This is a genomic window from Pseudomonas sp. TH32, assembly GCF_016650855.1.
Lineage (GTDB): Bacteria > Pseudomonadota > Gammaproteobacteria > Pseudomonadales > Pseudomonadaceae > Aquipseudomonas.
In genome coordinates, this window is sequence record NZ_JAEKFA010000001.1 from 262,889 (window position 1) to 286,308 (window position 23,420).

A 23,420-nucleotide genomic window follows, 5' to 3' on the forward strand; every position below is an offset into this window, starting at 1 on the left:
GCGTCCTGACCCTTTATACGGCCATCAGGTCCTTTTCTTTGTCTTCCGTGGCCTTGGTGATCTGGGCCTCGGCATCTTTGGTCAGCTTGTCGATATCGGCGACGGCACGACGCTCTTCGTCTTCACTGATTTCCTTGTCCTTGACCAGCTTCTTCAGGTCACCCAAGGCATCGCGACGAATGTTGCGCACGGCAACACGCGCATCTTCAGCTGCGCTGCGCGCCTGCTTGGTGAAGCCCTTACGGGTTTCTTCGGTCAGGGCAGGCATGGAGATCAGCAGCAGCTCGCCCAGGTTGGTCGGGTTGAGGTTCAAGCCGGCGCTCTGGATGGCCTTGTCGACGGCACCGAGCATGTTGCGCTCAAAGGCCACGACTTGCAGGGTACGGGAGTCTTTTACAGTGATGTTGGCCACTTGGGTGATGGAGGTATCAGCGCCGTAGTACGGCACCATCACGCTGCCCAGAATGCTCGGGTGAGCCTTGCCGGTACGAATCTGGCCAAATGCATGGTTCAGAGAGTCCAGGGATTTCTGCATGCGCTCTTGAGCGTCTTTTTTGATTTCGTTGATCATTGTTCGATTTCCTCGATCAGAGTCCCTTCCGCGCCGCCGTGTACGATGTTCAGCAGGGCGCCGGGCTTGTTCATGTTAAATACGCGCAGCGGCATCTTGTGGTCGCGGCACAAGCAAATAGCCGTCAGGTCCATCACGCCCAGCTTGCGATCCAGTACTTCATCATAAGTCAGATGATCGAACTTCTCGGCATGCGGGTCTTTGAATGGGTCTGCAGTGTAAACACCGTCAACCTTGGTGGCCTTCAGTACCACGTCCGCGTTGATCTCGATACCACGCAGGCACGCTGCCGAATCGGTGGTGAAGAACGGGTTGCCGGTACCGGCAGCAAAAATCACTACCTCTTTGGCATCCAGGTGACGCATGGCTTTGCGACGATCATAGTGATCCGTTACACCGACCATGGAAATAGCCGACATGACGATAGCGGTGATGTTGGCGCGTTCCAGGGCGTCACGCATCGCCAGGGCGTTCATCACAGTGGCCAGCATGCCCATGTGGTCGCCTGTCACCCGATCCATGCCGGCAGCGCTGAGTGCCGCACCACGGAACAGGTTGCCGCCGCCGATCACCAGACCGACCTGAACACCGATACCGACCAGTTGGCCGACTTCCAGCGCCATGCGGTCGAGTACTTTGGGATCGATCCCAAACTCTTCCGACCCCATCAGGGCCTCGCCGCTAAGCTTGAGTAGAATGCGTTTATAGCGAGCCTGATGACCACTGCCCTGCTGAGCCATTGCGAATCTCTCCTGCGGCGTATTTTTGAAAATTCTTGGCAAGCCGTTTACGGCCTGCGTTCACTCTAGCTTGACGCTGTCACAGCGCCATCGGAACACGGCTTTGTAAGCCAGTTCCAAAGGGAAACCAATAAAAATTGATCACCCCATTTGAAAAGAGGCTGCGCGCGTAAGCGGGCAGCCTCTTTTGGGCGACAGTTAAAAACCGTCTTACTTCTTGGTGGCAGCCAGCTGGGCAGCAACTTCTTCAGCGAAGTTGTCGACCGGCTTCTCGATGCCGTCGCCTACTTTGTAGTAGGTGAAGGAAACGATTTCAGCGCCAGCTTTCTTGGCCAGTTCGCCAACCTTGATTTCAGGGTTCTTGACGAACGCCTGCTCAACCAGGGAAGCCTCAGCCAGGAACTTGCTGATACGGCCTTTCACCATGTTTTCAACGATGTTTTCAGGCTTGCCTTTGATTTTTTCTTCGTTCAGCTGCAGGAACACGGCTTTCTCGCGTTCGATGGCTTCAGCAGAAACTTCCGATGGCAGCAGGAATTCAGGGTTGCTGGCCGCTACGTGCATAGCGATGTCTTTGGCCAGTTCAACGTTGCCGCCTTTCAGGGCAACCACAACACCGATCTTGTTGCCGTGCAGGTAAGCACCAACAACATCACCTTCAACGCGGGTCAGGCGACGAATGTTAACGTTCTCGCCTACTTTACCAACCAGAACCAGACGATCAGCTTCTTGAGCTTCGATCAGCGGAGCGGCGTCGGTCAGCTTGTCAGCGAATGCTTTTTCAACGCTGGCAGCGACGAAGTTCTTGAAGTCGTCTTGCAGGGCCAGGAAGTCGGTCTGCGAGTTAACTTCCAGGATAACGGCCGATTTGCCGTCTTCCTTGATTGCGATAGCGCCTTCAGCAGCGACGTTGCCTGCTTTCTTGGCGGCCTTGATGGCGCCCGAAGCACGCATGTCATCAATGGCTTTTTCGATGTCGCCGCCGGCCTTGGTCAAGGCCTTTTTGCAATCCATCATGCCTTCGCCGGTACGCTCACGCAGTTCTTTAACCAACGCTGCAGTAATCTCTGCCATTTTCAAAATCCTCTTGGATAGGTTTTCAACCATTCCACCCGATTGAACGGGCGATCAATTCTTCCCGAACCACCTTGTAGGCCGCTGCACGTTACAGATGTTGTAGCTGCGCTGCCGACAAATGGTTTTCGAGGTGGCAAAAAGGGGGCCAAGCCCCCTTTTTGCTTACTGAGTCAACGCCAAGGCGTCAGTTACTCAGCTGCTGCTACCGGAGCTTCTTCAACGAACTGCTCGGTGCCGCCAGCAACGTGGTTGCGGCCACGGATTACAGCGTCAGCCATCGAACCCATGTACAGCTGGATAGCGCGGATTGCGTCATCGTTGCCTGGGATGATGTAGTCAACGCCTTCCGGGCTGCTGTTGGTATCGACTACGCCGATAACCGGGATGCCCAGCTTGTTGGCTTCGGTGATCGCGATGCGCTCGTGATCAACGTCGATAACGAACAGTGCGTCAGGCAGACCGCCCATGTCCTTGATACCACCCAGGGAACGATCGAGCTTTTCCAGGTCGCGAGTGCGCATCAGCGCCTCTTTCTTGGTCAGCTTGGCGAAAGTACCGTCTTCGGCTTGCACTTCAAGGTCACGCAGACGCTTGATGGAAGCACGGATGGTTTTGAAGTTGGTCAGCATGCCGCCCAACCAGCGGTGATCGACGTACGGCGAACCGCAACGTGCTGCTTCTTCAGCAACGATCTTGCCAGCGGAACGCTTGGTGCCGACGAACAGAATCTTGTTTTTGCCCTGGGCCAGGCGCTCTACGAAAGTCAAAGCTTCGTTGAACATTGGCAGGGTTTTTTCAAGGTTGATGATGTGGATCTTGTTACGCGCGCCGAAAATGTATTTACCCATTTTCGGGTTCCAGTAACGGGTCTGGTGACCGAAGTGCACACCGGCCTTCAGCATATCGCGCATGTTGACTTGGGACATGATAGTTCCTTAATAAGTCGGGTTTGGCCTCCACGTATCCCAATGACCAACCAGCGGCATTCGCCTCCGGCACCCAGGTCATCGTGTCGACACGTGTGTGGATTTAAGCTTTGCGGGGTATCCCCGGAAAGCGGCGCATTTTATACCACAGAGCTTGCAAAAACGAAACCCGCAATCACATTTGCCGTCAGTCGCTTTTGCCTAAGCCTTTGAATAGAGCCAGAATGCCCCCATCCTTATAGACAGAAGCGATCGCCAGACGCTCATGGTTTCACCCCTGCGTCTGCTAGAATCGCGTTTTTTGGGCTTGTGCGAATTCTGCAACCTTTTGTCGCACACCCGTAAACCGTATTGATTTCAGCGCGTCGCGCTAGAGAGAGCCTGTATGACCGTAACCCTCAAAACCGCCGAAGACATCGCTGGCATGCGCGTCGCCGGCAAACTGGCTGCCGACGTGCTGGAAATGATTGCCGAACACGTCAAGCCCGGCGTCACCACCGAAGCGCTGGACCGCATCTGCCACGACTATATTGTCGACGTGCAAAAGGCCATCCCTGCGCCGCTGAACTACAAGGGCTTCCCCAAGTCGATCTGCACCTCGATCAACCACGTGGTGTGCCACGGGATACCCGGCGACAAGCCGCTGAAAGACGGCGACACCCTGAACATCGACGTCACCGTGATCAAGGACGGCTACCACGGCGACACCAGCCGCATGTTCCACGTCGGCACTGTACCGGTATGGGCCGAGCGCCTGTCGCAAGTGACCCAGGAATGCATGTACAAGGCCATCGAAATCGTCAAACCCGGCTGCCGCCTGGGCGACATCGGTGAAATCATCCAGAAGCACGCCGAAAAGAACGGCTTCTCGGTGGTCCGTGAGTTCTGCGGCCACGGCATCGGCAAGGTGTTCCACGAAGAGCCACAAATCCTGCACTACGGCCGCGCCGGCACCGGCATGGAGCTCAAGGCAGGCATGACCTTCACCATCGAGCCGATGATCAACCAGGGCAAGGCCGACACCAAGGTGCTGGGCGACGGCTGGACCGCCATCACCAAGGACCGCAAGCTCTCGGCACAGTGGGAACACACCCTGCTGGTGACCGATACCGGCTACGAGATCTTCACCCTGCGCGCCGATGACACGATTCCTCGCGTTTCGGCGTAATGTTTGCACCGGTTTTCTGATTGCGACGCTGTGACCCATAGATAGAAAGGAAAACCGATCGATGCCCCAGGTGGATCCCGAACTCTTTGACCGTGGCCAGTTCCAGGCGGAACTGGCGCTGAAGGCCAGCCCCATTGCCGCCTTCAAGAAGGCCATCCGTCAGGCCCGCGAAGTGCTCGACGCGCGCTTTCGTACCGGCCGGGACATTCGCCGGCTGATCGAGGACCGCGCCTGGTTCGTCGACAATATCCTGCAAAAGGCCTGGGAACAGTTCAGCTGGAGTGAAGACGCCGATATCGCCCTGGTGGCGGTCGGCGGCTACGGCCGTGGCGAACTGCACCCCTACTCCGACATCGACCTGCTGATTTTGCTCGACAGCGCCGACCACGAGATCTTTCGCGATTCCATCGAGCGTTTTCTGACGTTGCTGTGGGACATCGGCCTGGAAGTCGGCCAAAGCGTGCGCTCGGTGGACGAATGCGCCCAGGAAGCCCGCGCCGATCTGACGGTGATCACCAACCTGATGGAAAGCCGCACCATCGCCGGCCCCGAGCGCCTGCGCCAGCGCATGCTGGAGGTCACCAGTACCGCGCACATGTGGCCGAGCAAGGATTTCTTCCTGGCCAAGCGCGCCGAGCAGAAAGCCCGGCACCACAAGTACAACGACACCGAATACAACCTGGAACCCAACGTCAAAGGCTCCCCGGGCGGGCTGCGGGATATCCAGACAATTCTGTGGGTTGCCCGTCGCCAATACGGCACCCTGAACCTGCGAGCCCTGGCCGGGGAAGGCTTTCTGGTGGAGAGCGAAAACGCCCTGCTGGCCTCCTCCCAGGAATTCCTGTGGAAAGTGCGCTACGCGTTGCACATGCTGGCCGGGCGCTCCGAAGACCGCCTGCTGTTCGATCACCAGCGCTCCATCGCCACCTTGCTGGGGTTTGAAGGCGAGGATGCGAAGACCAGCATCGAAAGCTTCATGCAGCAGTACTACCGCGTGGTGATGAGCATTGCCCAGCTCAGCGACCTGATCATCCAGCACTTCGAAGAAGTGATCCTGGCCCCGGAAGACGAAGCGCCACCGCAGCCGATCAACTCACGCTTCCAGCTGCACGATGGCTACATCGAGGCACGCAACGACAACGTGTTCAAGCGCACGCCGTTCGCCATGCTGGAGATCTTCGTGCTGATGGCCCAGCAGCCGGAAATCAAGGGCGTGCGCGCCGACACCATTCGCTTGCTGCGGGAAAACCGTCACCTGATCGACGACGATTTCCGCCACGACATTCGCAACACCAGCCTGTTTATCGAGCTGTTCAAGTGCAAGATCGGCATCCACCGCAACCTGCGGCGCATGAACCGTTACGGGATTCTGGGGCGTTACCTGCCGGAGTTCGGCTTTATCGTCGGGCAGATGCAGCACGACCTGTTCCACATCTATACGGTGGACGCCCACACCCTGAACCTGATCAAACACCTGCGTAAGTTGCAGTACACCCAGGTGTCAGAGAAATTCCCGCTGGCCAGTAAGCTCATGGCGCGCCTGCCCAAGCCCGAACTGATTTACCTGGCCGGCCTGTACCACGACATCGGCAAGGGCCGGCACGGCGATCACTCGGAAATTGGTGCGGTAGACGCCGAGGCGTTCTGCCAGCGCCACCAACTGCCGCTGTGGGACAGCCGCCTGATCGTGTGGCTGGTGCAAAACCACCTGGTGATGTCCACCACCGCACAGCGCAAGGACTTGTCCGACCCGCAGGTGATCCACGATTTCGCACAGATCGTCGGCGACGAAACCCGTCTCGACTATCTCTACGTCCTCACCGTGTCCGACATCAACGCCACCAACCCGACGCTGTGGAACTCCTGGCGTGCCAGCCTGTTGCGCCAGCTCTACACCGAGACCAAGCGCGCGCTGCGTCGCGGCCTGGAGAACCCGGTGGACCGAGAGGAGCAGATCCGTCGTACCCAGAGCGCAGCCCTGGATATCCTGGTGCGCGGCGGCAACGACCCGGATGACGTCGAGCAACTCTGGTCGCAACTGGGGGACGACTACTTCCTGCGCCACACCGCCGGCGACGTGGCCTGGCACAGCGACGCGATCCTGCAGCAGCCCACCGATGGCGGGCCACTGGTGCTGATCAAGGAAACCACCCAGCGCGAGTTCGAGGGCGGCACGCAGATTTTCATCTACGCGCCGGACCAGCACGACTTCTTCGCCGTGACTGTGGCCGCGATGGACCAGCTCAACCTGAACATTCACGACGCGCGGGTGATCACCTCCAGCAGCCAGTTCACCCTCGACACCTACATCGTGCTCGACACTGAAGGCGAGTCGATCGGTGACAACCCGGAGCGGGTGAAAAAGATCCGCAAGGGCCTCACCGACGCCCTGCGCAATCCCGACGACTACCCGACCATTATCCAGCGCCGGGTACCGCGCCAGCTCAAGCACTTTGCGTTTGCCCCCGAGGTGACCATCCACAACGACGCCCAGCGCCCGGTGACCGTGCTGGAACTCAGCGCGCCGGACCGCCCGGGCCTGTTGGCGCGGATCGGCACGATCTTCCTGGAGTTCGACCTGTCGTTGCAGAACGCCAAGATTGCGACCTTGGGCGAACGGGTGGAAGACGTGTTCTTTATTACCGATGCCGACAACCAGCCGCTCTCCGACCCTGAACTGTGCCGACGTTTGCAGGAAGCCATCGTCCAGCAGTTGAGCGTCAACCAGGAGACGGGCGTCGAGATGTCACGGTTGAGCATCTGACCGACCGCCCACTTTCAGCTTCCAATGAATTGAACGAGATCCACCGATGAACAATGCCCTGAACCAGCTGCAGCCCTACCCGTTCGAGAAACTGCGCGTCCTGCTGGGCAGCGTCACGCCGAACCCGGACAAACGCCCGATCGCCCTGTCCATCGGCGAGCCGAAGCACAAATCCCCGCAGTTCGTTGCCGATGCGCTGGCCAACAACCTGGACCAGATGGCGGTGTACCCGACTACCCTGGGCATCCCCGCTCTGCGTGAGGCGATTGGTGCCTGGTGCGAACGCCGTTTCAGCGTGCCCAAGGGCTGGCTCGACCCGGCGCGCAACATCCTGCCGGTGAACGGCACCCGTGAAGCGCTGTTCGCCTTCACCCAGACCGTGGTCAACCGTGGCGATGACGCGCTGGTGGTCAGCCCGAACCCGTTCTACCAGATCTACGAGGGCGCGGCCTTCCTCGCCGGGGCCAAGCCGCACTACCTGCCGTGCCTGGATGAAAACGGCTTCAACCCGGATTTCGACGCGGTGTCGCCAGACATCTGGAAACGCTGCCAGATCCTGTTCCTGTGCTCCCCCGGCAACCCGACCGGCGCACTGATCCCCGTCGACACCTTGAAAAAGCTGATCGCCCTGGCCGACGAATACGACTTCGTGATCGCCGCCGACGAGTGCTACAGCGAACTGTACTTCGACGAACAAACCCCGCCGCCGGGCCTGCTCAGCGCCTGCGTGGAACTGGGTCGCCAGGACTTCAAGCGCTGCGTGGTGTTCCACAGCCTGTCCAAGCGCTCCAACCTGCCGGGCCTGCGTTCGGGTTTTGTGGCCGGTGACGCCGAGATCCTCAAGGGCTTCCTGCTGTACCGCACCTACCATGGCTGCGCGATGCCGGTGCAAACCCAGCTGGCAAGCATTGCGGCCTGGCAGGACGAAGCCCACGTGCAGGCCAACCGTGACCTGTACCGCGAGAAATTCGATGCCGTGCTGGCCATTCTCAAGCCCGTGCTGGATGTGCAAGCGCCGGACGGTGGCTTCTACCTGTGGCCGAACGTGAATGGTGGCGATGCCGCTTTCTGCCGCGACTTGTTCGTGGAAGAACACGTGACCGTGGTGCCGGGCTCGTACCTGTCACGGGAAGTCGATGGCGTCAATCCGGGCGCCGGGCGTGTGCGCCTGGCGCTGGTTGCACCGCTGGCTGAGTGCGTGGAAGCAGCCGAGCGGATTCGCGATTTCGTCACTCGCAATCAATAATTGCTCTAAATAGGTGGCGAGGGAGCTTGCTCCCGCTCGGCTGCGCAGCAGTCGTAAACCGGCTGATGCGGTTTTCCTGGATGAATGGAGTCGCCAGCGTTGGGGCGACTTCGTCACCCAGCGGGAGCAAGCTCCCTCGCCACAAATAAGCACCGCGGTGTCATTTGACGTGACCCAGATTCGCCTCGCTCATGTCCAGGTCTGCCAATACCTCCCGCAGTACGTCATCACCAATCTGGTGCTGACGACTCAAGCTATACAGTTCCAGGCGCTGCGCCCGCAGGGCCTTGAGCCGTAACTTGCGCTCCAGTTGATCCATCTGAAACGCCAATGCCTGGGCTTCCGCAGAGTCGTTGAACACTTCCAGCTGATGACGATACTCCGACATCAACCGCGCCTTGAGCTCAGTGGCCAACGCCGCTTGAGCGGCATCCTGGGGTGCCGCTTCCGCAGCTTCTTCGGCCTCCAGGGCATGAATTGCCGCCTCAGCGGTTTTCTTCCAGGCGTCACGCACCTCGCTGCGGCGCTTGTCGTCCGGACTCTTTTCAATGCCCCGCAGCAGCAACGGCAAGGCGATACAGGCGGCGACCAGCGACAGCAGGATCACGCCGGCGGCGATGAAGATCAGCAGGTCACGCTGAGGAAAATCCTGGCCCGGCGCCAACAGCAACGGCACCGACATCACACCCGCCAACGTCACCGCACCTCGCACGCCACCCACGGTCAACAGCCAGCAGGAACGGGCCGTCGGTACCAGCGTAAGTTCACTTTTCCCACGCAGGCGCCGGAGCAATCCCGACAGGCGCCAGATGCTTTGCACCCAGATAAACCGCAACACCACCAGCACCAGGAAAATCGCGATCACGTCCAGGCAGCGGTACAGCAACATCGGCCACAGCGTCGGTTCGTGGCTGACCACGGCCTTGATGATGTCCGGCAGTTGCAGGCCCAGCAGCAGGAAGATCAACCCGTTAAACGCAAATTCCAGCAGCGACCACACACTGCGATTGAGCAGCCGGGTGCTGGTCTGGCGCGGCAGCAGGTCGAGCCAGCTTTGCATCATGCCCGCAGCCACCGCCGACAAGATGCCCGATGCGCCAAGGCGTTCCGCCAGCACGTAGGCGGCAAACGGCAGCAGCAACATGAACACCACGTGCGTCGCCGGGTCGTCCCAGCCCCGGGCGATCATCCAGGACCGGAGGCGGCCCACCAGCCAGCTCAAGGCCACACCAATGGCCAGGCCACCGACGGCGACGAGCACAAAGGTCAGGCTGGCATCAGCCAGGGAAAACACCCCGGTCAGCGCCGCCGCCAGGGCGAATTTGAACGTCACCAGGCCCGATGCGTCATTCATCAACGCCTCGCCCTGAAGCATGTGCATCAACGGCGTGGGCAAGCGGTTCTGGGATATGGCTGACACCGCCACGGCATCTGTCGGCGACAAGACGGCGGCCAGGGCAAAGGCCACCGGCAACGGAATACTCGGCAACAGCCAATGAATGAAGTAGCCGGCGCCCACCACCGTAAACAGCACCAACCCCACCGCCAGCGTCAGGATCGGCCCGCGCAGGCGCCACAGTTCACGCTTGGGCATGCGCCAGCCATCGGAGAACAGCAGGGGCGGCAGGAACAGGAAAAGAAACAACTCAGGGTCGAGCGCCACATGCAGCCCCAGGGTCGGCCAGGCCAACAAGGCCCCGGCGGCGATTTGCACCAGGGGTAACGGCAGTGGGATAACACGCCCGACCAGACGCGAAACGCTGACCAGCATCAGCAGGATAAGTACGGTGTAAGCGGTTTGCATAACGCGGGATTCCCAGACAATCAACTTGCAACAACACACATCAGGCAACAACTCGCCGTTGAAGTGCCATATTAGCCGCCTATGCTGCGCGATGGCCTTTGCACAAAAGTCGCACGCAGCAACACGCAGTTGTGACGAGCGGCGCCGAAAGCCGCTGGCCATGGCATAATCCGTGGCCTTTCATCTCCGTCAGCCCAAAGGGGGGCAATTCCTTGACCGCTTCAAGCAAAACGTTGCACCTTTTCGGCATCAAAGCCTGCGACACCATGAAAAAGGCGCGCACCTGGCTCGATGAACACGCTGTCAGCTATGAGTTTCATGACTACAAGACGGCCGGTATCGACCGCGAACACTTGACCCAATGGTGCAACGAGCACGGTTGGCAGGTGGTTTTGAACCGTGCGGGCACCACCTTTCGCAAACTCGAAGACGAACGCAAAGCCGATCTCGACCAAGCGAAAGCCATTGAATTGATGCTCGCGCAACCCTCGATGATCAAGCGCCCCGTGCTTGATCTCGGTGACAAAACCCTGATTGGCTTCAAGCCAGATAGTTATTCGGCGGCCCTCAAGTAGGCCAGCCCACTCCATTTTTGTAGAGGTAACAGCATGTCCAATTCCCTGTTCAGCCTGGGCTTCGGCGTAGGCACTCAGAACCGCCAAGGTGCTTGGCTGGAAGTGTTTTACGCACAACCGCTGCTCAACCCTTCCGCTGAAATCATCGCGGCCATCGCACCGATCCTCGGTTACACCGAAGGCAACCAGGCCATTACGTTCACCGTCACCCAGGCCCTGCAGCTGGCTGACGCGCTCAAAGGTGTTGACGCCGCCCAAGCCGCCCTGTTGAGCCGCCTGGCTGAAAGCCACACCCCGCTGGTCGCCACGCTGCTGGCCGAAGACGCCGCGCTGACCTCCACCCCTGAGGCGTACCTCAAGCTGCACCTGCTGTCCCATCGCCTGGTCAAACCGCACGGCCTGAGCCTGGCCGGTGTGTTCCCGCAGCTGCCGAACGTGGCCTGGACCAGCCAGGGCGCGATCGACATCGCCGAACTGGCCGAGCGCCAACTGGAAGCCCGCCTGCGTGGCGAGTTGCTGGAAGTGTTCTCGGTGGACAAGTTCCCGAAAATGACCGACTACGTAGTGCCAAGTGGCGTGCGTATCGCTGATGCCGCACGTATCCGCCTGGGCGCCTACGTGGGCGAAGGCACCACCGTGATGCACGAAGGTTTCGTCAACTTCAACGCCGGTACCGAAGGCCCGGGCATGATCGAAGGCCGCGTGTCGGCTGGCGTGTTCGTCGGCAAGGGTTCGGACCTGGGCGGCGGTTGCTCCACCATGGGCACCCTGTCGGGTGGCGGCAACATCGTGATCAAGGTCGGCGAAGGCTGCCTGATCGGCGCCAACGCCGGTATCGGCATCCCGCTGGGCGACCGCAACACCGTTGAGTCGGGCCTGTACGTGACTGCCGGCACCAAGGTGGCGCTGCTGGACGAGGCCAACCAACTGGTCAAAGTGGTCAAGGCCCGTGAGCTGGCCGGCCAACCGGACCTGCTGTTCCGCCGCAACTCCGAGACCGGTGCCGTGGAATGCAAAACCCACAAATCGGCCATCGAACTGAACGCAGCGCTGCACGCTCACAACTAAGCAGCGACTCGATGCCACTGACGGCCCGCTCCTTACGGGGGCGGGTCGTTTATACGAGCCTTGATCACCATGCTTGTGCCCTCTCCCTGGCGCGCCGATTTTCCGGCCATCGCCACCCTGCAACGGCAAGACCAGACCTATCTGGACAACGCCGCCACCACGCAAAAACCTCAAGCCCTGCTGGACGCGATCAGCCATTACTACGCCAATGGCGCAGCCAATGTGCACCGTGCCCAGCATTTGCCGGGCGCCCACGCGACCCAGGCCTTCGAGGACAGCCGCAACAAGGTGGCACAGTGGCTGAATGTCGGCGGCGACGGGCAAATCATCTTCACCCATGGCGCGACTTCGGCGCTGAACCTCCTGGCCTATGGCCTTGAGCACTTATTCAACCCGGGCGACGAGCTTGTTATCAGCGCCCTGGAGCACCACGCCAACCTGTTGCCGTGGCAGCAACTGGCCAAGCGTCGCGGGCTGGAACTGGTGGTTTTGCCACTTAACGATGACGGCTTGATCGACCTGCAAGCTGCCGCCGAATTGATCGGCCCGCGTACCCGGCTGCTGGCGGTGAGCCAACTGTCCAACGTGCTCGGCGCCTGGCAGCCGTTGCCGCAGTTGTTGGCGGTGGCCAAGGCCCACGGCGCACTGACGGTGGTGGATGGCGCCCAGGGCATCGTCCACGGTCGCCATGACCTGCAGGCACTGGGCTGCGACTTCTACGTGTTTTCCAGCCATAAACTCTACGGGCCGGATGGCGTTGGCGTGCTGTATGGCCGCACTGAGGCCCTGCATCACCTGCGCCACTGGCAGTTTGGTGGCGAGATGGTGCAACTGGCTGACTATCAAAGCGCCAGCTTCCGCCCCGCCCCCCTTGGCTTCGAAGCCGGGACTCCGCCAATCGCTAGCGTGATCGGCCTGGGTGCGACCCTGGATTACCTGAGTTCCCTGGATCAACACGCGGTGACGGCCCACGAAGCCGCTTTGCACGACTACCTGTTGCGTGGCTTGCAAGCACGCAAGGGCATACGGCTGCTGGGTTTGCCACAGGTGGCCCTGGCCAGCTTTGTGGTGGACGGCGTGCACAACGCCGACCTCGCCCACTTGCTGACCGAACAGGGCATCGCCGTACGCGCCGGCCATCATTGCGCGATGCCGCTGCTCAAGCAGATGGGGCTCTCCGGGGCGATTCGGGTGTCGCTGGCGCTGTATAACGACTCCGATGACCTGGAGCGTTTTTTTGAAGCGCTGGATCAGGCCCTGGATATGCTGCGATGAGCTTGCCGGCGGAGGCCGTTGTGGCGCTGCAGGCGTTTCAGGTGGTCGGGAGTTGGGAGCAACGCGCCCGCCTGCTCATGCAATGGGGCGAGCGTCTTCCCGCGTTGCCGGATGAAGACAAGGTCGACGCCAACCTGGTGCAGGGCTGTGAAAGCCTGGTGTGGCTGGTGGGGCGCTTGCAGGATGGCCAGTGGCAGTTTGCCGCCAGCAGCGATGCGCGGCTGATACGCGGGCTGGTGGCACTGTTGCTGGCGCGGGTTAACGGCTTGTCGGCCGCCGAACTGCACGCCGTCGACTTGCCCGACTGGTTTGACCAACTGGGCTTGTCGCGGCAATTATCACCGTCGCGCAGCAATGGGTTGAATGCGGTGCTTCAGCGCATGCGGGCGTTGAGCCTTACACAACACTAAATGTGGGAGCGGGCTTGCTCGCGAAAGCGGAGTGTCAGTCACCGGAAATGTCGACTGATACACCGCATTCGCGAGCAAGCCCGCTCCCACATTTTGATCTTCGCTCGGCGCGCAGAGTTATGTGGCCTTCACTCGATCCGAAGGCCGGCGCACGCCGGCCACGATCTTGTCCACCGCCTTGGTCGCCGCCACCATGCCGAAGGTCGCGGTGACCATCATCACCGCGCCAAACCCGCCGGCGCAGTCCAGCTTCACGCCATCCCCGACAAAACTCTTCTGCAAACAGATGCTGCCGTCCGGCTTCGGATACCGCAGCTGTTCGGTGGAGAATACGCAGGGCACGCTGTAGTGGCGGGTCACGGTGCGGGAGAAGCCGTAGTCGCGGCGCAGGGTGGAGCGCACTTTCGACGCCAGCGGGTCATTGAACGTACGGTTCAAGTCACACACCTGAATCAACGTCGGGTCGATCTGCCCGCCCGCACCGCCGGTGGTGATGATCTGGATCTTGCGCCGCTTGCACCAGGCAATCAGCGCCGCCTTGGCGTTCACGCTGTCGATGCAGTCGATCACGCAATCGATGTTCGGCGTGATGTACTCGGCCATGGTCTCGCGGGTGACGAAATCCGCCACCGCATGCACGGTGCAGTCGGGGTTGATGCCCTTCAGGCGCTCGGCCATGACCTCGACCTTGGGCTTGCCCACGGTGCTGTCCAGTGCGTGCAACTGGCGGTTGCTGTTGCTGACGCAAACGTCGTCCAGGTCAAACAGCGAAATCTCGCCCACGCCGCAGCGGGCGATGGCTTCCGCCGCCCACGAGCCCACGCCGCCCACGCCGACGATGGCCACATGGGCCGCCTTCAGGCGCTCCAGGCCTTCAATGCCATACAAGCGGGCGACGCCGGCAAACCGTGGATCTTCTGTACTCATGACCATTACCCCAAAAACCGGCGCGCATTATAGGGCGTTGCCGCGACAAGTTCGACGCATCCAGCTACAAGTAAAGAACTTAGGTCAACTTTCGCTGCCCAATGTCCGGTTTTTCTCGGCTTGCTGTACGGTCAGTGAAAGGCCGGTGTAGGATGCGCGCCGTTCGGCGCAGGCCGACACCTCTTTTCGTTCCACACCTTTTGGAACCCGAAATAGCCATGTCATCGCGTAAATTTGGACTCAACCTGGTGGTGGTGCTGGCAATTGCCGCGCTGTTCACCGGCTTCTGGGCGCTGATCAACCGCCCGGTCACTGCCCCTAACTGGCCTGAACAGATCTCCGGTTTTTCCTACTCGCCGTTCCAACAAGGCCAGTTCCCGCAGAAAGACCAGTATCCGACTGACGATCAAATGCGTCAGGACCTTGCGATCATGAGCAAGCTGACGGACAACATCCGCACCTACTCGGTCGACGGCACCCTGGGGGATATCCCCAAGCTGGCGGAAGAGTTCGGCCTGCGGGTGACCCTGGGGATCTGGATCAGCCCGGACCTGGAGCGCAACGAGCGCGAGATCCAGCGTGCCATCGAAATCGCCAACAGCTCCCGCAGCGTCGTGCGGGTAGTGGTGGGTAACGAAGCGCTGTTTCGTGAGGAAATCACCCCGGAAGCCCTGATCGTGCTGCTGGACCGGGTGCGCGCGGCCGTGAAAGTGCCGGTGACGACTTCGGAGCAATGGCACATCTGGGAAAAGAACCCGCAACTGGCCAAGCACGTCGACCTGATCGCCGCGCACATCCTGCCGTTCTGGGAATTTATTCCGATGGACAAGGCCGGCCAGTACGTACTCGACCGCGCCCGGGACCTGAAGAAACTGTTCCCGAAAAAGCCGCTGCTGCTGTCGGAGGTTGGCTGGCCGAGTAACGGTCGCATGCGCGGTGGCAATGAAACGTCCCCGGCCGACCAGGCGATTTACCTGCGCACACTGGTGAACAAGCTCAATCGCCAGGGCTACAACTACTTCGTGATCGAGGCCTTCGATCAGCCGTGGAAGGTCAGCGATGAAGGCTCGGCCGGCGCCTACTGGGGCGTGTTCAACGCCGCACGCCAGCAGAAATTCAACTTTGAAGGGCCGGTGGTGGCGATTCCGCAATGGCGGGTGCTGGCCATCGGTTCGGTGGTGCTGGCACTGCTGTCCCTGACCTTGCTGATGATCGACGGCTCGGCCCTGCGCCAGCGTGGCCGGACCTTCCTGACCTTCATCGCATTCCTGTGCGGTTCGGTGCTGGTGTGGATTGGTTACGACTACAGCCAGCAATACAGCACCTGGTTCAGCGTGACGGTCGGCATTTTGCTGGCCCTAGGCGCCCTGGGCGTGTTTATCGTGTTGCTGACCGAGGCCCACGAACTGGCGGAAGCGGTCTGGACCCACAAACGCCGGCGTGAATTCCTGCCGGTTGAAGGGGATTCGGACTACCGCCCGAAAGTCTCGATCCATGTGCCGTGCTACAACGAGCCGCCGGAGATGGTCAAACAGACCCTCGACGCCTTGGCGGCCCTCGACTATCCGGACTACGAAGTCCTGATCATCGACAACAACACCAAGGACCCGGCCGTGTGGGAGCCCGTGCGCGACTACTGCGAAACCCTGGGCCCGCGCTTCAAGTTCTTCCACGTCTCGCCCCTGGCCGGTTTCAAGGGCGGCGCGCTGAACTACCTGATCCCGCATACCGCCAAGGATGCCGAAGTCATCGCCGTGATCGACTCCGATTACTGCGTATCGCCGAACTGGCTCAAGCACATGGTGCCGCACTTCGCCGACCCGAAAATTGCGGTGGTGCAGTCGCCACAGGATTATCGCGACCAGAACGAAAGCACCTTCAAGAAGCTCTGCTACGCGGAATACAAAGGCTTCTTCCATATCGGCATGGTCACCCGCAACGACCGTGACGCGATCATCCAGCACGGCACCATGACCATGACCCGTCGCTCGGTCCTGGAAGAACTGGGCTGGGCCGACTGGTGCATCTGCGAAGACGCCGAACTGGGCCTGCGGGTCTTCGAAAAAGGCCTGTCGGCGGCGTACTACCACGACAGCTACGGCAAGGGCCTGATGCCCGATACCTTTATCGACTTCAAGAAACAGCGTTTCCGCTGGGCCTATGGGGCGATTCAGATCATCAAGCGTCACACCGCAAGCCTGTTGCGCGGCAAGGACACCGAGCTGACCCGTGGCCAGCGCTACCACTTCCTCGCGGGCTGGTTGCCGTGGGTGGCCGACGGCATGAACATCTTCTTCACCGTGGGCGCCCTGTTGTGGTCCGCGGCGATGATTATCGTGCCGACGCGGGTTGACCCGCCGCTGCTGATTTTCGCGATCCCGCCCCTGGCGTTGTTCGTGTTCAAGGTGGGCAAGATCATCTTCCTCTACCGTCGTGCGGTGGGTGTGAACCTGAAAGATGCGTTCTGCGCGGCGCTGGCCGGGTTGGCGTTGTCCCATACCATCGCCAAGGCGGTGCTGTACGGCTTCTTCACCACCAGCATTCCGTTCTTTCGTACACCGAAGAACGCTGATAACCACGGCTTCTGGGTCGCGATTTCCGAAGCCCGGGAAGAGATGTTCATCATGCTGCTGCTGTGGGGCGCCGCACTGGGGATTTACCTGGTGCAGGGCCTGCCGAGCAATGACATGCGCTTCTGGGTGGTGATGTTGCTGGTGCAGTCGCTGCCGTATGTGGCGGCGCTGATCATGGCGTTCCTGTCGTCGCTGCCGAAACCGGCGCCGGCGCAAGAGCCCGTAACCGCAGCTTAAAATCCTGCGCAATGCACTAAACGGCGGCCTCTGGCCGCCGTTTTGCTATAAGATAACGGCCATTTTGCGCGCCCTGCACTGGAGTTTTTACATGACGGCCCACGCCGACCTTTCGCCGACCCTCCAACTCGCTATCGACCTGATCCGTCGCCCGTCGGTGACGCCGATCGACGCCGATTGCCAGAAGCTGATGATGCAGCGCCTGGGCGACGCCGGTTTTGCGCTTGAGCCGATGCGCATCGAGGATGTGGATAACTTCTGGGCCACCCACGGTAAACACGAAGGCCCGGTCTTGTGCTTCGCCGGCCACACCGACGTGGTACCGACCGGCCCGGTCAAGGCCTGGCAGAACGACCCGTTCGACGCGTTGATCGACGAAAACGGCATGCTCTGCGGCCGTGGCGCAGCAGACATGAAAGGCAGTCTGGCGGCGATGCTGGTGGCGGCAGAGCGCTTCGTCACCGACTACCCGGACCACAAGGGTTCAGTGGCTTTCCTGATCACCAGCGATGAAGAAGGCCCGGCGCACCACGGCACCAAGGCTGTGATCGAACGCCTGGCGGCCCGTAAAGAGCGCCTGGACTGGTGCATCGTCGGCGAACCGTCGAGCACCACCCTGGTGGGCGATGTGGTCAAGAATGGCCGTCGCGGCTCCCTCGGCGCCACCCTGACCGTGCGCGGCGTGCAAGGCCACGTGGCCTACCCGCACCTGGCAAAGAACCCGATCCACCTGGCCGCACCGGCCCTGGCCGAACTGGCCGCCGAGCACTGGGACGATGGCAACACCTTCTTCCCGCCCACCAGCTTCCAGATCTCCAACCTCAACTCCGGCACCGGCGCCACCAACGTGATTCCGGGTGACCTGACGGCGGTGTTCAACTTCCGCTTTTCCACCGAGTCCACCGTCGAAGGCCTGCAACAGCGGATTGCGGCGATTCTCGACAAGCATGGCCTGGACTGGCATGTGGAGTGGGCGCTGTCGGGCCTGCCGTTCCTCACCGAACCGGGCGCGTTGCTGGATGCCGTTTCCGCCAGCATCAAGGCTGTCACCGGCCGCGAGACCAAGGCATCCACCAGCGGCGGCACCTCCGACGGGCGCTTCATTGCCACCCTCGGCACTCAGGTTGTGGAGCTGGGCCCAGTCAACGCGACGATCCATCAGGTCAACGAGCGCATCCTCGCCAGCGACCTCGATGTGTTGACCGAAATCTACTACCAGACCCTGATCAAGTTGCTCGCCTGATGCTTGCTTGCCCCATTTGCAGTGCACCGCTCCACGACGTGGACAACGGCGTGGCCTGCCCGGTCGGGCATCGTTTCGACCGCGCGCGCCAGGGTTACCTGAACCTGTTGCCGGTGCAGCACAAGAACAGCCGCGACCCGGGCGACAACCTGGCGATGGTTGAAGCGCGCCGCGACTTCCTCAACGCCGGGCATTACGCCCCGGTGGCCAGGCGCCTGGCCGAACTGGCCGCTGAGCGCAAACCCCAGCGCTGGCTGGACATCGGTTGTGGCGAGGGTTACTACACCGCGCAAATCGCCGATACCCTGCTGCGCGCCGATGGCTATGCGCTGGATATTTCCAAGGAAGCGGTCAAGCGCGCCTGCAAGCGCAACCCCACCGTAACCTGGCTGATCGCCAGCATGGCCCGGGTGCCATTGGCCGATGCCAGCTGCCAGTTCCTCGCCAGCGTCTTCAGCCCACTGGACTGGCTGGAGGCCAAGCGCCTGCTCAGCCCGGGCGGCGGCTTGATGAAGGTTGGCCCCACCAGCGGCCACCTGATGGAACTGCGCGAGCGTTTGTACGACGAAGTGCGCGAGTACACCGACGACAAACACCTGGCACTGGTGCCGGACGGCATGAGCCTGCAACACAGCGAAACCCTGGAGTTCACGCTCAGCCTGGCCGACCCCAAGGATCGCGCCAACCTGCTGGCCATGACGCCTCACGGCTGGCGCGCCAGTGCCGAGCGCCGGGCCCAGGTGATCGAAGCCGCCGAACCGCTGCTGGTCACTGTGTCGATGCGCTACGACTATTTCGTGCTTCAATAACCCATTATTTTGTGGGCCTCTCGGGGCCTGCGCTGAATCCGCGAATGGATTTTCAAAATCCCGCAATGAGGAACATCCATGCGCCAACCTGATATCGAGATTTACCTCAAGGACGCCGACGTCGACCACAAGGCCATCGCCGCCTGGCTGGGCGCCGCCCTGGGCCCGTGCACCGACTGGGTCCAGCGCGGCCAGACCTACAAGTGCACCGCCGGCAGCGTGCCGGTCACCTGGTTGCCAAAAGCCGTAGGCAAATGGAACAGCCTGTACCTGGAAAGTGACCAGACTCCGTGGGAAGACGACATCGCCTGCGCCCGGGCGGCCTTTGCCGCTCTGAACGTCGAAGTGCGTTGCGCCCCGGGCAGCTGGGTTGAGGAAGAAGGTGAAGAAAGCGCGGATACCTGGATTCGTATCAGCGAAGACGGTGAAGAGCAGATCACCTGGAAAACGGCATAAAGCCAGGCTGACAAGGCCTCACTGTGCAAACCCAATCAAATGTGGGAGCTGGCTTGCCTGCGATGGGCCCACCTCGGTCATTCAGCCAAACCGCGGCGATGCTATCGCGGGCAAGCCCGGCTCCCACATTCGACCGGGTTCCCACATTTAAAGGTGTGTTGTGCCTGCCGGGTTACAGCCCAACCACATCCTCAGCCTGCAAGCCCTTCTCGCCTGTCACCACGGCGTATTCCACCTGCTGGCCTTCAGCCAATGAACGATGCCCTTCACCGCGAATGGCGCGGTAGTGCACAAACACGTCCTTGCCATCTTCCCGCTGGATAAAGCCGTAGCCCTTGGCGTCATTGAACCACTTCACATTGCCGGTTTCGCGCGTTGCCATCTGTTTTGCTCCCACATGCTTTTTATAAGTACGTTTATTGTTGAGTCGTCGCAGTTGAACTGCCGAGTATAAGACAGGCTCAAAAAGCTTCAACTCAAGATTACTTCGCCGCTTTTTTGCCGATTTTCGGTGAATACGGCACACTAGCGGCCCGAGCATCTGCTCGGTTTTTCCCACTCAAAGCAGAAGCCGTATGACCCGCTCTCCGTTTCGCCGTCTGGTATTTGGCACCTTGCGCCGGCTGCTGTACCTCTGGGTTCGCTCAGAGACGATCAACCAGTCGTCCCTTACCCTGAACCTCGACCGCAGTCGTCCGGTGTTTTACGTCCTGCAATCCCCATCCCTCACCGAATTGGCAGTGGTTGATACCGAATGTACCAAGGCCGGCCTGCCGCGCCCGGTGCTGCCAGTATCGGTTGGCCCGTTGATGGAGCCTGCGGCCTTCTTCTACCTGACGCCCGACCCAGACTGGCTCGGCCGCCAGGACAAGCGTGGCGCACCGCCCACCCTGACCCGCCTGGTGGACGTACTCACCGAACACGCCGAAGAGAATGCACAGATCATTCCAGTCAGCGTGTTCTGGGGCCAGTCGCCCGACAGCGAATCCAGCCCGTGGAAACTGTTGTTCGCCGACAGCTGGGCCGTGACCGGCCGCCTGCGCCGGCTGCTGAGCATCCTGATCCTGGGCCGCAAGACCCGGGTGCAATTCTCCGCGCCCATCAACCTGCGTGAATTGATCGAGCACAATAAAGGCCACGAACGCACCGTGCGCATGGCCCAACGTATCCTGCGGGTGCACTTTCGCAACCTGAAAACCGCAGTGATCGGCCCCGACCTGTCCCACCGGCGCAACCTGGTGAAAGGCCTGGTCAACATGCCGCTGGTGCGCCAGGCGATTCTCGATGAGGCCGAACGCGAGAAAATCTCTCCGGAAAAAGCCAAGGCCCAGGCCCTGCGCTACGGCAACGAGATCGCCTCGGACTACACCTACACCGCCATCCGCTTCCTGGAAGTGGTGCTGAGCTGGTTCTGGAACAAGATTTACGACGGCATCAAGGTCAACAACATCGAAGGTGTGCAAAAGGTCGCCCAGGGTTACGAAGTGATCTATGTGCCGTGCCATCGCAGCCACATCGACTACCTGCTGCTGTCCTACCTGCTGTTCAAGAACGGCCTGACCCCGCCGCACATCGCCGCCGGGATCAACCTGAACATGCCGGTGATCGGCAGCCTGCTGCGCCGTGGCGGGGCGTTTTTCATGCGCCGCACCTTCAAGGGCAACCCGCTGTACACCTCGGTGTTCAACGAATACCTGCACACCCTGTTCACCAAGGGTTTCCCGGTGGAGTACTTCGTCGAAGGCGGACGTTCACGCACCGGGCGCATGCTGCAACCGAAGACCGGGATGCTGGCGATTACCCTGCGCAGCTTTCTGCGCTCCTCGCGCATGCCCATCGTGTTTGTGCCGGTGTATATCGGCTACGAACGCGTGCTGGAAGGCCGCACTTACCTCGGCGAACTGCGCGGCGCGAGCAAGAAGAAAGAGTCGATTTTCGATATTTTCAAAGTGGTCGGCGCCCTCAAGCAGCGCTTTGGCCAGGTGGCCGTGAACTTCGGCGAACCGATCAAGCTGGCTGAATTCCTCGACAGCGAGCAGCCGGACTGGCGCTCCCAGGAACTGGGCCCGAACTACAAACCGGCCTGGCTCAACGAAACCACCAACCGCCTCGGCGAGCGCGTGGCGCAACACCTGAACGAAGCCGCAGCGATCAACCCGGTGAACCTGGTGGCCCTGGCACTGCTGTCCACCACGCGCCTGGCTTTGGACGAGCAAGCGATGGCACGCCAGCTTGATCTGTACCTGGCCTTGCTGCGCAAGGTGCCCTACTCGCCCCACACCACCCTGCCCGAAGGTGACGGCCTGGCGCTGATCAAGCACGTCAAGGACATGGACCTGCTGTCGGAACAGAGTGACGCGCTGGGCAAAATCCTTTATCTGGACGAGCAGAACGCCGTCCTGATGACCTACTACCGCAACAACGTGCTGCACATCTTCGCCCTGCCGGCGCTGCTGGCGAGTTTCTTCCAGAGCAGCTCGCGGATGAGCCGCGAACAGATCCTGCGCTACACCCGCGCGCTCTACCCGTACCTGCAATCGGAGCTGTTTATCCGCTGGCCCCTGGACGAGCTGGACGTGGTGGTCGACCAGTGGCTGGAAGCCTTCGTCGAACAAGGCCTGCTGCGTTTTGAAAACGAGGTGTACCTGCGCCCGGCCCCGAGTTCACGGCACTTTGTGCTGTTGACGCTGCTGTCCAAGAGCATCGCCCAGACCCTGCAACGCTTCTACATGGCGATCTCGCTGCTGCTCAACAGCGGCCAGAACAGCATCAGCGCCGAAGAACTGGAAGACCTGTGCACCGTCATGGCCCAGCGCCTGTCGATCCTGCACGGCCTGAATGCGCCGGAGTTCTTCGACAAGAGCCTTTTCCGACATTTTATCCAGACCCTGCTGGAGCAAGATGTGCTGCGCCGCGACGAGGCCGGCAAGCTGAGCTATCACCCCCTGCTGGGTGAGTTGGCCGAAGGCGCGGCCAAGCGCGTGTTGCCGGCGGAGATTCGCCTGTCGATTCGCCAGGTGGCCCTGCATCGCAGTGAAGAGGCGGCAGACAAGCCCGTCGCCCCGGAAGAAACACACTAGAGTGACCAAGGCGCCAGGGTGTTTCTGGCGCCGTTGACAAGGAGCTGCACCATGAAAAAAATCATCCTCCTGGGCCTGACCGCCCTGCTGGGAGCCTGCCAGACCATGAGCCCCGCGCCCAAAGCCAGCCTCGATGGCGAAGTGTTCTACCTGCAACGCATCGCCCTGCCGCCCGCCGCCACCTTGAGCGTGACCCTGCAAGACGTGTCCTTGATGGACGCCCCGGCCGTGACCCTGGCCGAGCAGAAAGGCCCGGTGAAAGGCCAGGTGCCGCTGCCGTTTCATTTGAGCTATGACCCGGCCCAGGTCAAACCCGGCCACAGTTACTCGGTGAGCGCTCGCATCGAACTGGATGGCAAGCTACTGTTTATTACCACCGAACGGCACGCTGTGCAGTTGAACGGCCAGGATCCACAACCGCTGCGCCTGCGGGTCGATGCGGTTGCACACTGATTAAAAAATCGAACATAA

20 protein-coding genes are annotated in these 23,420 nt (G+C 60.9%); 13 read left to right on the plus strand and 7 right to left on the minus strand.

From position 1 onward, the window contains the following. Positions 1–13 precede the first annotated feature (13 nt). The 4 genes from frr to rpsB all read right to left on the minus strand — a co-directional run bounded on the left by frr (position 14) and on the right by rpsB (position 3,314). Positions 14–571, minus strand: coding sequence for a ribosome recycling factor (gene frr / locus JFV30_RS01230; RefSeq protein ID WP_010176756.1), 558 nt, complete (start codon positions 569–571; stop codon positions 14–16). Next, complete coding sequence (pyrH, locus tag JFV30_RS01235) at positions 568–1,311, minus strand: UMP kinase (RefSeq protein WP_003219327.1); 744 nt, start codon at positions 1,309–1,311, stop codon at positions 568–570. The genes frr and pyrH overlap by 4 nt, the downstream gene beginning before the upstream one ends. Before the next feature lie 210 nt (positions 1,312–1,521). Further along, the gene (gene tsf, locus JFV30_RS01240) at positions 1,522–2,385 is read right to left on the minus strand and encodes a translation elongation factor Ts (protein WP_008432237.1); all 864 of its coding nucleotides are present in this window, start codon (positions 2,383–2,385) and stop codon (positions 1,522–1,524) included. Positions 2,386–2,576: 191 nt separating this feature from the next. Further along, a complete protein-coding gene (gene rpsB, locus JFV30_RS01245; protein WP_003219330.1) occupies positions 2,577–3,314 on the minus strand; it encodes a 30S ribosomal protein S2 in 738 nt (245 codons plus the stop codon). Between the two features lie 385 nt (positions 3,315–3,699). Between rpsB and map the strand changes: the two genes are divergently transcribed. From map to dapC, 3 genes are all read left to right on the plus strand, one after another. Continuing rightward, complete coding sequence (map, locus tag JFV30_RS01250) at positions 3,700–4,482, plus strand: type I methionyl aminopeptidase (protein WP_003219332.1); 783 nt, start codon at positions 3,700–3,702, stop codon at positions 4,480–4,482. 61 nt (positions 4,483–4,543) lie between these two features. Beyond that, positions 4,544–7,246: a [protein-PII] uridylyltransferase gene (locus tag JFV30_RS01255; RefSeq protein ID WP_201121577.1), complete on the plus strand. Its 2,703-nt coding sequence runs from the start codon at positions 4,544–4,546 to the stop codon at positions 7,244–7,246. Positions 7,247–7,292: 46 nt separating this feature from the next. Next, the gene (gene dapC, locus JFV30_RS01260; RefSeq protein WP_201121578.1) at positions 7,293–8,492 is read left to right on the plus strand and encodes a succinyldiaminopimelate transaminase; all 1,200 of its coding nucleotides are present in this window, start codon (positions 7,293–7,295) and stop codon (positions 8,490–8,492) included. Positions 8,493–8,652: 160 nt separating this feature from the next. On the opposite strand, the gene JFV30_RS01265 is transcribed toward dapC, so the two are convergent. Then, complete coding sequence (locus JFV30_RS01265; RefSeq protein WP_201121579.1) at positions 8,653–10,296, minus strand: Na+/H+ antiporter; 1,644 nt, start codon at positions 10,294–10,296, stop codon at positions 8,653–8,655. 212 nt (positions 10,297–10,508) lie between these two features. Between JFV30_RS01265 and JFV30_RS01270 the strand changes: the two genes are divergently transcribed. The 4 genes from JFV30_RS01270 to JFV30_RS01285 all read left to right on the plus strand — a co-directional run bounded on the left by JFV30_RS01270 (position 10,509) and on the right by JFV30_RS01285 (position 13,624). Beyond that, on the plus strand, positions 10,509–10,871 hold the full coding sequence (locus tag JFV30_RS01270; protein WP_010176762.1) for an ArsC family reductase: 363 nt from the start codon (positions 10,509–10,511) through the stop codon (positions 10,869–10,871). 33 nt (positions 10,872–10,904) lie between these two features. Further along, positions 10,905–11,939 (plus strand): 2,3,4,5-tetrahydropyridine-2,6-dicarboxylate N-succinyltransferase, encoded by a 1,035-nt coding sequence (gene dapD / locus JFV30_RS01275; RefSeq protein WP_010176763.1) that lies wholly within the window; start codon positions 10,905–10,907, stop codon positions 11,937–11,939. Between the two features lie 69 nt (positions 11,940–12,008). Further along, a complete protein-coding gene (locus JFV30_RS01280; RefSeq protein ID WP_201121580.1) occupies positions 12,009–13,214 on the plus strand; it encodes an aminotransferase class V-fold PLP-dependent enzyme in 1,206 nt (401 codons plus the stop codon). After that, a complete protein-coding gene (locus tag JFV30_RS01285) occupies positions 13,211–13,624 on the plus strand; it encodes a SufE family protein (RefSeq protein WP_201121581.1) in 414 nt (137 codons plus the stop codon). Before JFV30_RS01280 ends, JFV30_RS01285 begins: the two co-directional genes overlap by 4 nt. Positions 13,625–13,741: 117 nt before the next feature. On the opposite strand, the gene tcdA is transcribed toward JFV30_RS01285, so the two are convergent. Then, positions 13,742–14,551: a tRNA cyclic N6-threonylcarbamoyladenosine(37) synthase TcdA gene (gene tcdA, locus JFV30_RS01290; protein ID WP_169387220.1), complete on the minus strand. Its 810-nt coding sequence runs from the start codon at positions 14,549–14,551 to the stop codon at positions 13,742–13,744. Between the two features lie 218 nt (positions 14,552–14,769). On the opposite strand from tcdA, the gene JFV30_RS01295 reads away from it, so the two are divergent. The 4 genes from JFV30_RS01295 to JFV30_RS01310 all read left to right on the plus strand — a co-directional run bounded on the left by JFV30_RS01295 (position 14,770) and on the right by JFV30_RS01310 (position 19,869). Then, a complete protein-coding gene (locus tag JFV30_RS01295; protein ID WP_201121582.1) occupies positions 14,770–17,361 on the plus strand; it encodes a glycosyltransferase in 2,592 nt (863 codons plus the stop codon). Positions 17,362–17,452: 91 nt separating this feature from the next. Then, positions 17,453–18,604: a succinyl-diaminopimelate desuccinylase gene (dapE, locus tag JFV30_RS01300; RefSeq protein ID WP_201121583.1), complete on the plus strand. Its 1,152-nt coding sequence runs from the start codon at positions 17,453–17,455 to the stop codon at positions 18,602–18,604. Next, positions 18,604–19,413, plus strand: a complete 810-nt coding sequence (locus JFV30_RS01305; RefSeq protein ID WP_010176769.1) for a putative RNA methyltransferase — start codon at positions 18,604–18,606, stop codon at positions 19,411–19,413. The genes dapE and JFV30_RS01305 overlap by 1 nt, the downstream gene beginning before the upstream one ends. 78 nt (positions 19,414–19,491) lie before the next feature. Continuing rightward, positions 19,492–19,869: a hypothetical protein gene (locus JFV30_RS01310; protein ID WP_010176770.1), complete on the plus strand. Its 378-nt coding sequence runs from the start codon at positions 19,492–19,494 to the stop codon at positions 19,867–19,869. 172 nt (positions 19,870–20,041) lie between these two features. Here the strand turns inward: JFV30_RS01310 and JFV30_RS01315 are convergent, their stop codons facing one another. Beyond that, positions 20,042–20,251: a cold-shock protein gene (locus tag JFV30_RS01315; protein ID WP_003219353.1), complete on the minus strand. Its 210-nt coding sequence runs from the start codon at positions 20,249–20,251 to the stop codon at positions 20,042–20,044. A 193-nt stretch (positions 20,252–20,444) separates the two neighbouring features. Between JFV30_RS01315 and plsB the strand changes: the two genes are divergently transcribed. Beyond that, positions 20,445–22,949 carry a glycerol-3-phosphate 1-O-acyltransferase PlsB gene (plsB, locus tag JFV30_RS01320; protein ID WP_201121584.1) on the plus strand — a complete coding sequence of 835 codons (2,505 nt, stop codon included), beginning with the start codon at positions 20,445–20,447 and terminating at the stop codon, positions 22,947–22,949. A 51-nt stretch (positions 22,950–23,000) separates the two neighbouring features. Next, complete coding sequence (locus JFV30_RS01325) at positions 23,001–23,402, plus strand: YbaY family lipoprotein (protein ID WP_169387216.1); 402 nt, start codon at positions 23,001–23,003, stop codon at positions 23,400–23,402. Positions 23,403–23,420: the final 18 nt, after the last annotated feature.

Bases quoted from the DNA above. Each gene is read 5' to 3' on its own strand.
- dapE (WP_201121583.1), top strand. From the start codon at position 17,453: ATGACGGCCCACGCCGACCTTTCGCCGACCCTCCAACTCGCTATCGAC.
- tsf (WP_008432237.1), bottom strand. From the start codon at position 2,385: ATGGCAGAGATTACTGCAGCGTTGGTTAAAGAACTGCGTGAGCGTACC.
- JFV30_RS01315 (WP_003219353.1), bottom strand. From the start codon at position 20,251: ATGGCAACGCGCGAAACCGGCAATGTGAAGTGGTTCAATGACGCCAAG.
- pyrH (WP_003219327.1), bottom strand. From the start codon at position 1,311: ATGGCTCAGCAGGGCAGTGGTCATCAGGCTCGCTATAAACGCATTCTA.
- JFV30_RS01310 (WP_010176770.1), top strand. From the start codon at position 19,492: ATGCGCCAACCTGATATCGAGATTTACCTCAAGGACGCCGACGTCGAC.
- dapC (WP_201121578.1), top strand. From the start codon at position 7,293: ATGAACAATGCCCTGAACCAGCTGCAGCCCTACCCGTTCGAGAAACTG.
- map (WP_003219332.1), top strand. From the start codon at position 3,700: ATGACCGTAACCCTCAAAACCGCCGAAGACATCGCTGGCATGCGCGTC.
- JFV30_RS01265 (WP_201121579.1), bottom strand. From the start codon at position 10,296: ATGCAAACCGCTTACACCGTACTTATCCTGCTGATGCTGGTCAGCGTT.
- JFV30_RS01285 (WP_201121581.1), top strand. From the start codon at position 13,211: ATGAGCTTGCCGGCGGAGGCCGTTGTGGCGCTGCAGGCGTTTCAGGTG.
- JFV30_RS01255 (WP_201121577.1), top strand. From the start codon at position 4,544: ATGCCCCAGGTGGATCCCGAACTCTTTGACCGTGGCCAGTTCCAGGCG.
- JFV30_RS01325 (WP_169387216.1), top strand. From the start codon at position 23,001: ATGAAAAAAATCATCCTCCTGGGCCTGACCGCCCTGCTGGGAGCCTGC.
- tcdA (WP_169387220.1), bottom strand. From the start codon at position 14,551: ATGAGTACAGAAGATCCACGGTTTGCCGGCGTCGCCCGCTTGTATGGC.
- JFV30_RS01305 (WP_010176769.1), top strand. From the start codon at position 18,604: ATGCTTGCTTGCCCCATTTGCAGTGCACCGCTCCACGACGTGGACAAC.
- JFV30_RS01295 (WP_201121582.1), top strand. From the start codon at position 14,770: ATGTCATCGCGTAAATTTGGACTCAACCTGGTGGTGGTGCTGGCAATT.
- plsB (WP_201121584.1), top strand. From the start codon at position 20,445: ATGACCCGCTCTCCGTTTCGCCGTCTGGTATTTGGCACCTTGCGCCGG.
- JFV30_RS01280 (WP_201121580.1), top strand. From the start codon at position 12,009: ATGCTTGTGCCCTCTCCCTGGCGCGCCGATTTTCCGGCCATCGCCACC.
- dapD (WP_010176763.1), top strand. From the start codon at position 10,905: ATGTCCAATTCCCTGTTCAGCCTGGGCTTCGGCGTAGGCACTCAGAAC.
- frr (WP_010176756.1), bottom strand. From the start codon at position 571: ATGATCAACGAAATCAAAAAAGACGCTCAAGAGCGCATGCAGAAATCC.
- rpsB (WP_003219330.1), bottom strand. From the start codon at position 3,314: ATGTCCCAAGTCAACATGCGCGATATGCTGAAGGCCGGTGTGCACTTC.